8 protein-coding genes are annotated in these 8,773 nt (G+C 47.0%); all 8 read left to right on the top strand.

What is annotated here, in order from left to right:
- Positions 1 to 106: 106 nt before the first annotated feature.
- Complete coding sequence (gene zapA / locus ACTRXH_RS08500; protein ID WP_022793126.1) at positions 107 to 358, top strand: cell division protein ZapA; 252 nt, start codon at positions 107 to 109, stop codon at positions 356 to 358.
- A 5-nt stretch (positions 359 to 363) separates the two neighbouring features.
- The gene (locus ACTRXH_RS08505) at positions 364 to 936 is read left to right on the top strand and encodes a CvpA family protein (protein ID WP_462865588.1); all 573 of its coding nucleotides are present in this window, start codon (positions 364 to 366) and stop codon (positions 934 to 936) included.
- A gap of 137 nt (positions 937 to 1,073) precedes the next feature.
- Positions 1,074 to 2,789 (top strand): DNA polymerase/3'-5' exonuclease PolX, encoded by a 1,716-nt coding sequence (gene polX, locus ACTRXH_RS08510; RefSeq protein ID WP_474281659.1) that lies wholly within the window; start codon positions 1,074 to 1,076, stop codon positions 2,787 to 2,789.
- A gap of 23 nt (positions 2,790 to 2,812) precedes the next feature.
- The gene (locus ACTRXH_RS08515) at positions 2,813 to 5,170 is read left to right on the top strand and encodes an endonuclease MutS2 (protein WP_474281661.1); all 2,358 of its coding nucleotides are present in this window, start codon (positions 2,813 to 2,815) and stop codon (positions 5,168 to 5,170) included.
- 26 nt (positions 5,171 to 5,196) lie between these two features.
- Entirely contained in the window at positions 5,197 to 5,595 is a 399-nt protein-coding gene (locus ACTRXH_RS08520; RefSeq protein WP_322526574.1) for a DUF350 domain-containing protein, read from the top strand.
- A 251-nt stretch (positions 5,596 to 5,846) separates the two neighbouring features.
- Positions 5,847 to 6,437: a TetR/AcrR family transcriptional regulator gene (locus tag ACTRXH_RS08525; protein WP_474261925.1), complete on the top strand. Its 591-nt coding sequence runs from the start codon at positions 5,847 to 5,849 to the stop codon at positions 6,435 to 6,437.
- 110 nt (positions 6,438 to 6,547) lie between these two features.
- Complete coding sequence (gene trxA, locus ACTRXH_RS08530) at positions 6,548 to 6,862, top strand: thioredoxin (RefSeq protein WP_022793132.1); 315 nt, start codon at positions 6,548 to 6,550, stop codon at positions 6,860 to 6,862.
- Between the two features lie 102 nt (positions 6,863 to 6,964).
- Complete coding sequence (gene uvrC / locus ACTRXH_RS08535) at positions 6,965 to 8,752, top strand: excinuclease ABC subunit UvrC (RefSeq protein WP_474281663.1); 1,788 nt, start codon at positions 6,965 to 6,967, stop codon at positions 8,750 to 8,752.
- The last annotated feature ends 21 nt before the right edge of the window (positions 8,753 to 8,773 follow it).

An 8,773-nucleotide genomic window follows, 5' to 3' on the forward strand; every position in this document is an offset into this window, starting at 1 on the left:
GCATCTCCCGGTTTAAAAAAGGGCCTGTAAAGGGAAAGATATTCAGAGCCTTTTTATTCTGTTACTATTAAGGAAAAGGCACATTCAAGAACAGGGGGCGGAAGACGTGGCTGATGATCAAAGTAAAAAACGCACTACGGTTACAATATACGGCCAGCAGTACACGATTGTCGGTGATGAACAACCCTCGCATATTAATCAGGTCGCCAATTATTTAGATAAGAGAATGAAAGAGTATAAAGCATACAATCCTTATTTGGATACGACCCGCCTGGCGGTATTGACGGCTTTAAACGTAGTGGATGACTATATAAAACTCAAAGAAGAAGTAAACAAGGACAAAGATTCTGAAGGGTAATGGCTATGGAAATAGTAATAAACGTTCTGCTTGTTGTGATTTTAATCGGAAGCTTTTTTACAGGGCTTCAAAGAGGCTTTGTTCTTCAATTGCTTCGCCTTGTCAGTCTGGTGGCAGCGTTTATTGTTGCGTTTTTATTCTATGAAGAAGTCGCGCAGTTTTTAGAACAATGGATCCCCTACCCATTCGGGCAGCAGGCGGAGGGGACGTTCCTGGCTGCTTTTGATACCCGCAGCTTGTTTTATTATTCGATTGCCTTTCTTCTTTTGTTTATCGGCACCCGCATCATCGCCGGCTTTTTAACCGGAGCAGCAGGCGGCATTGCCAGACTTCCGGTGCTTAGAACGATTAATTACTGGCTTGGTGGTGTGCTTGGGGTGCTCGAAACGTACGTAATTTTATTCGTTGTGCTGGCTGCAGCTATGCTGATGCCGTTTCCGGCTCTTGAGCCGGTAATAAACAATTCGGCAGTCGCCAGCTTTATATTACATGAAACCCCATGGCTTTCCGGCTGGTACGAGCAAATCATGCCGGCAGACCCCGGGAACATGGACGGCCCAATAGAGAATGAAGGCTGACTTCCCTGTGTTTCACAGGGAAGTCTGTTTTTATGTCTTCAGCCCGGCGGCGTGAGCTTAGACAGAATTATTAACTCCCGTTATACTCAAAAAAGAATGCCTAACATGATTAAAGCTGACATGTGGAGGAGAATAGCATGAATAAAAAAGATCTGATCGGCCATTTGGAAACAATTGCTGTATATATGGAAATCAAGGGGGAAAACCCGTTTAAAATTTCTGCCTACCGTAAAGCGGCTCAAGCGCTTGAATATGATGAGCGTTCGCTAAATGAAATTGAAGATGCTGGCAGCTTAAAAGGCATCGGTAAAGGCACAGCTGCGCTGATAAAAGAATGGCGGGACAACAACGGGGAAACAGAACTGATGCAGACGCTGACAGAAGAAGTGCCGGAGGGATTAATTCCGCTGCTGAAGCTGCCTGGACTGGGAGGAAAAAAAGTGTCGAAGCTCTATCAGGAGCTCGACATAACGGACCGGGACTCGCTTGAACAGGCGTGTTTAACTCATGAAGTACAGAATCTCGAAGGGTTCGGGGCGAAAACCGAGCAGAAAATACTCGAAGCGCTCGCAGAAGAAGGCAAGCGACCGGAGCGACTGCCGATTGCCTATATGCTGGAAATGGCCGAAAAGCTTGAAGCGTCCCTCGAAAAAGTGGAAGGGGTACAAAGGTATGCGAGGGCTGGAAGTCTGCGCCGGGTGGAAGAGTCGGTGAAGGACCTGGATTATATTATGAGTGTGGAAAACGCCGAAAATGTCCGCAAACAGCTGGTGGAGATGCCCGAAATAACGAAGGTTATTAATGACGGTACAAGCAAGGTCAGCATTGAAATTAAAGGGGAATATAATGTTCAAGTAGATATTCGCCTGGTAAAGGAAGAAGATTTTGCAAGCACCCTGCATCATTTCACCGGTTCTAAAGACCATAATGTACAAATGCGGCAGCTCGCAAAGGAACGAAACGAAAAATTAAGTGAATACGGCATTGAAGATCAGAATGGACGCAAAACTACGTTTCAGAATGAAACCGAATTTTACGGCCACTTTGGTCTGCACTTTATTCCTCCCGAAGCGCGCCTGGGGAGAGGTGAAACGGATAAATTCCGGCAGCCGTATTCATATATAGAAAAGGAGCATATCCGTGGTGATCTTCATATGCACACTACGTGGAGCGATGGGTCTCTTTCCATCCGTGAGATGGTGGAGGAAGTAAAGAAACACGGCTACGAATGGCTGGCTCTTACGGACCATTCTAAATACCTGCGGGTCGCCCACGGACTGGACGAAGAAAGAATCCGCAGGCAGATAGAAGAAATACGTAACGTCAGAGAAGAAGAAAAAAATATTCAGATATTTGCCGGTATTGAAATGGATATCCGGCCCGACGGAACGCTCGATATTGAGGATGAAGTTCTCGAAGAGCTTGACGTCGTCATTGCTTCCATCCATTCCTCCTTCTCCCAGACAGAAAAAGAAATTATGAACCGGATGGAACAGGCGCTGGAGCATCCGGAAGTAAATGTTATTGCCCATCCGACAGGAAGACTTTTAGGACGACGGGACGGATACAAAGTAGATGTAGACCGGCTGATGAAACGGGCGGGCGAAACAAACACAGCGCTGGAGCTGAATGCCAATCCCAACCGCCTGGATCTTTCGGCCGAATGGCTGAGAAAGGCTGCTGAGCATAATGTTCTTATTGCAATCAATACGGACGCCCACAACCCTGGTATGCTTGATCATATGGACGTAGGCATATCCATTGCCAAAAAAGCGCTTCTTCAGCCAGAGCAGATCATAAATACAATGACGGCGGAGCAGTTAAAAAAATGGCTGAAGCGCAAGAAACAATAGAACAACCAAAGAGGTGAGCATTGTTGAATGATAGAACACTCCGTGTGTTGGAATACGAAAAAATGAAAGAGCAGCTGCAGGCTCATGCCGGCTCCACTCTTGCCAAAGAACGGATTGAACGGCTGCAGCCCTACCGGGAGCTTGCGGAAGCGAAGGAAGCACAGAGCTTCACCGCGGAAGCAGCCAAAGTAATACGGCTTCGGGGACAGGCACCCCTCGGCGGCATACGCCAGATTCATGCCCATGTGCGCCGGGCTCAAATCGGCGGGATGCTGAACGCCGGCGAGCTCACAGAGGTTTCGGACACCCTGTATGCCGGCCGCCGGATACGGTCGTTTATTCTGGATATGACAGAAGAGACGGTGGATCTCCCGCTGCTTGAGGGGCTGGTGCGGCAGATAGTGACTCTCCCCGAGATTGAAAAGCAGATCCGTGACTGTATAGATGAAAACGGGGCGGTGCTAGACAGTGCAAGCTCCGCCCTGCGCGGACTCCGGCAGCAGATGAGAAGCCTCGAGTCATCGGTGCGTTCGAAGCTTGAACAGTACACCAGGTCGCCGGACCAGCAAAAACGCCTGTCTGATTCCATCGTAACGATACGCAATGACCGGTACGTGCTGCCGGTAAAACAGGAATACCGTTCGTCATTTGGCGGTATTGTTCACGACCAGTCGTCCACAGGGGCTACTCTTTTCATTGAGCCGCAGGCGGTCGTTTCGATGAATAACGAACTAAGAGAGGCAAGACTGAAAGAACAGCGGGAAATTGAGCGAATTCTCCAGGAACTGTCTTCATATATTGCTGAAGACGGGGAAGAGATTCTGGTAAATATGAATACGCTGACCGAGCTCGATTTCACATTTGCCAAAGCCTACTATGCAAGAGATCAGAAAGCGGTGCAGCCGGAGCTGAACAATGAAGGAAGGTTCCGGTTCATGGAGGCACGGCATCCGCTCATTGACCCGGAAGAAATGGTGCCGCTTGACCTGGAGCTTGGGGAAGAGTTTGGAACGCTTGTCATTACCGGCCCCAATACGGGCGGTAAAACCGTGACACTTAAAACGGCTGGTCTGCTGACGCTCATGGCCCAGTCAGGGCTGTTTGTCCCCGCAGAAGAAGAAGCAGAAGCCGCTGTATTTTCGAAAGTGTTTGCCGATATTGGAGATGAACAGTCGATTGAACAGAGCTTAAGTACGTTTTCTTCCCACATGACGAACATTGTAGATATCGTCAAGCAGGTGGACAGCGAATCGTTTGTGCTTTTTGATGAGATAGGCGCCGGCACCGATCCGGAGGAAGGCTCGGCTCTTGCCGTCAGCATTCTGGACTATGTCCAGGAAGCCGGGGGCAGATTGATTGCTACAACGCACTACAGTGAACTGAAAGGGTATGCGTACAACCGTGACGGGGTAATGAATGCAAGTGTCGAATTTGACGTGGAAACATTGAGGCCAACGTATCGGCTGCTCGTAGGTGTACCGGGCCGAAGCAACGCGTTTGCTATTTCAAGGCAGATCGGCCTGCCGGATTCTATTATTTCCAATGCAGAAAAAGAAATGAGCACAGATACAAAGCAGGTCGAAACGATGATTGCTTCTCTGGATGAACAAAGAAAAGAAACAGAATCGGCATGGCAGGAGGCAGATGACCTCCGGCAGGAAGCGTCCAGGCTCTGGCAGGAGCTGAATACTGCCTGGAATGAAGTGCTGCAAAAACGGGATCAGATTATTGCGAACGCAGAAGGTAAAGCAAAAAGCGAAGTCGATAAGGCGAAAGCCCAGGCGGAGGAAATTATTGCCGAGCTGAAGGAGATGCAGAAGGAAGGCGCGGAAATTAAAGAACACCGCCTGATCGAAGCCCGCAGGCAGATGGAACAGGCAGCTCCTGCGATGACCAAAAAGCAGAAACAGGTGAAACAAAAAGCCCAGCAAGAACGTACCTTTGAAGTAGGAGATGAAGTGAAGGTGCTTCGCTTCGGGCAGCGTGGACATATTGTAGAAAAGGTAAATGACAAGGAATTTCAGGTGCAGCTTGGCATCATGAAAATGACAGCGAAACCCGAAGAAATGGAAAAGCTCAAATCAGAGCCCGTGAAAGAGCCTAAACGTCAGGTCGCCACGACTTCTACAGCCGCCCCGGCAAAGCCCGAACTGGACCTGCGCGGGGAAAGATACGAAGACGCCGTACAGCGCCTCGAAAAATACCTCGATGAAGTAGTGCTCGCCGGTTACCGGGAAGTCCATATTATTCACGGAAAAGGCACCGGCGCTCTACGCAAGGGTGTAAAAGAATATTTGAAAAACCATCCCAGCGTAAAATCAACCAGGGATGGCGGGATGAATGAAGGCGGCATCGGTAACACGGTGGCAGAACTTAAGTAAGCGGAGGGGTGCACGTGGATGCGTGGATGGATAATGCTTTTATAAATACAGCTGGCAACTTCAGCGTTGCTGTACTCTCCCTGGTAATTTTTCTGTGGATATTTGAAATTATTACTCCTTACCGTAACTGGGAAGAAATCAAGAAAGGAAATATCGCTGTCGCCCTGGCGACGGGCGGGAAACTGTTTGGGGTTTCCAACATTCTTCATTATTCCATCATGCATAACGACGGTATCCTGTTTATGCTTCTATGGGGTTTTTATGGTTTTGTATTATTAATTTTAAGCTATTTAATATTTGAATTTCTTACTCCCATGTTTAAGGTGGATGAGGAAATCAGCAAAGATAACCGTGCAGTGGGAATCATTTCCTTTATTATTTCGGTAGGGGTTTCTTTTGTAATAGGTGCCGGAATTATCATTTAAATAGAAGAAAATGTAACGAAAAATCCACAAATAGTTAATTAATTAGGACTATGTATGTGCATTTTGGTTGACATCCCTTTATGGATTATGTACATTTATAACTAACTAAAATACTGTGCCAGTATTACCCAAACGCAATGAAGCGCCTTACTCTGTTACGGGAGTGAGGCGTTTTTAAAAGCATTATATCGGTTGGGTGAAGCAGGAACCGGCATGATGGATGGTTTTGTTTGAAAGGGTGGCAGATATATATGGGGAAAAATCCAAACAGGAAACATGCACAGATTATTGAGGCGGGAATCAAAGTAATCGCTGAACATGGTTATCATCAGGCTAAGGTGTCGGATATTGCTAAAGAGGCAAAGGTGGCAGACGGCACGATTTATTTGTATTTTAATAATAAAGAGCACATATTAATTTCCATTTTCGAGGAAAAAATGCAGGAATTCATGCAGAAGCTTGAAATAATCATGCAAAAGGATATTTCTGTTAAAGAGCAGCTGTTTGAAATGGCCCAGCTGCAGCTTGAATTCATGGAAGGCCGGCCGGAGCTTGCTACGCTTGCCCATTTTGAACTTTTGCAGACAAAGGGTGAGATTCATGACAACATGCAGCGCATACTGTCTCCGTTTTTTCAGGCGGTTATTGATATTATAAAGAGGGGAAAAGAGGAACAGGTTTTTTCTCGCTCGCTTTCCATTGAAATCGGAAGAATCTGTTTTGTCGGCATACTCAATGAAGCGATTACGACATGGGTAATGGAAAAAGGAAGCTATTCACTGGCAGCCCAGGGGCCGGCCCTTGCGGAAATAGTTTATCAGGCACTGAAGACGGAAATATAATCAGATGGAGCCTTTAAAAATTTTAAGCTAAACGTTAGCCAGTAAAGCACGGGGATGCTATAATAACGAAGAATAAATGCAAGGATAGAGATATAAAGGAGGAACCATTCATGGCTATTGTCAATGTATCGGACCAAAACTTTGCAGGTGAAACGTCTGATGGTGTAGTACTTGCGGACTTTTGGGCACCCTGGTGCGGACCTTGTAAAATGATCGCTCCGGTGCTCGAAGAAATCGACACCGAAATGGGCGAGCAGATTAAAATTGCTAAATTAGATGTTGATGAAAACCAGGAAACAGCCGGAAAATACGGCGTAATGAGTATTCCAACACTAATGATTTTTAAAGACGGCGAAGTCGTCGAGCAGGTTGTCGGCTTCCAGCCTAAGGAACAACTGGTGGAGCTTTTGAACAAACATTTGTAAAACACGAAACTGCTGGTCTCTGGGCCGGCAGTTTTTTGTTTCTTCTGATTTAAAAAAGGAAAGGAACACCATAGATATTACACGCCAAGAGGGGTTGGGCACATGACTCAATTAAAAGAAAAGCTGGCTATTCTGCCGGATCAGCCCGGCTGCTATTTAATGAAAAATAAACACGGCACCGTTATATACGTAGGTAAGGCAAAGGTATTGAAAAACCGGGTGAGATCCTATTTCACAGGGTCGCACGACGGAAAGACCCAGCGGCTCGTAATGGAAATTACCGATTTTGAATATATTATGACCTCTTCCAACCTGGAAGCATTAATACTTGAAATGAATTTAATTAAAAAGTACGAACCAAAATACAACGTGCTTCTTAAAGACGATAAATCCTACCCGTATATTAAAATCACCAACGAAGAGCATCCCCGGCTGATCATTACGAGAAAAATTAAAAAGGATGGCGGAAAATACTTTGGTCCGTACCCAAACGCCGGGGCGGCAAATGAAACGAAGAAGCTGCTTGATCAATTATATCCACTGCGTAAATGTCGGACGATGCCCGACCGGGTCTGTTTGTATTATCATATCGGCCAGTGTCTGGCCCCGTGTGAGTTTACGGTGACGAGGGACCAGTACGACGATATGATTCAGCAGATTGCACGGTTTTTAAACAACGGCCACCATGAAATCCGGGCGGAGCTTCAAACGAAAATGGAAACTGCTTCTGAACAGCTGGAGTTTGAACGCGCCAAAGAGCTGAGGGATCAAATACAGCATATTGATTCTGTGATGGAAAAACAGAAAATGTCTGTAAAGGATCAGGTGAACCGCGATGTGTTTGCCTACAGCTATGACAAAGGCTGGATGTGCGTGCAGGTATTTTTTGTAAGACAGGGAAAGTTGATCGAAAGGGACGTTTCCCTTTTTCCAATGTATCAGGAGCCGGAGGAGGATTTTCTTACCTTCCTGGGCCAGTTCTACATGCAGGAGCAGCATATGAAGCCGTCGGAAATATTTATTCCGGGCTCGGTGGATGCCTCTATGGCTGAACAGTTCGTAAATGTTCGGGTCCAGCAGCCAAAGCGCGGCCAAAAAAGGGAACTGCTTGATCTGGCAGAAAAAAATGCCCGGCAGGCGCTCAGCGATCGCTTTGCATTAATTGAACGGGATGAAGAACGGACAATTAAAGCGGTGGAACAGCTCGGTGAAGCAATGGGCATTGATACTCCTTACCGTATGGAAGCTTTTGACAACTCGAATATCCAGGGTACAGATCCGGTAGCGGCAATGGTTACTTTTGTGGACGGCAAGCCCTGGAAAAAAGGATACAGAAAGTATAAGGTCCGGGATGTAAAGGGACCGGATGACTATGCATCCATGCGCGAGGTTGTGCGCAGAAGATACATCCGCCTCTTAAAAGACGAAGCGGCACTGCCGGATCTGATTCTTATTGATGGCGGGAAAGGCCAGTTGAGTGCAGCCGTCAGCGTTATCGAGGATGAGCTTGGTTTAAATATTCCGGTAGCGGGACTTGCCAAAGACGATAAGCACCGCACCTCGGAGCTTATAATGGGAGAAGAGGCTGTCAGAGTGCCCCTTGAGCGGCACAGCTCCGCCTTTTATCTGCTGCAGCGTGTGCAGGATGAAGTGCACCGTTTTGCAATTACCTTTCACCGTCAGACGCGCGGAAAAACGATGTTTTCCTCTCTTCTGGACGATATCAACGGGATCGGACAAAAGCGCAAGCAGATGCTTCTAAAGCATTTTGGTTCCGTGAAAAAAATGAAGGAGGCATCCTTTGAGGATTTTAAACAGCTTTCGCTCCCGGATGACGTTATTACGGAGCTGATGAAAAAGCTGGAGGAGGACTCCACACTTTCGAATTAAAAAACGTTCGCTGAGGCGCCT

It is taken from the genome of Marinococcus sp. LNHM5E3-2.1, from assembly GCF_056034365.1.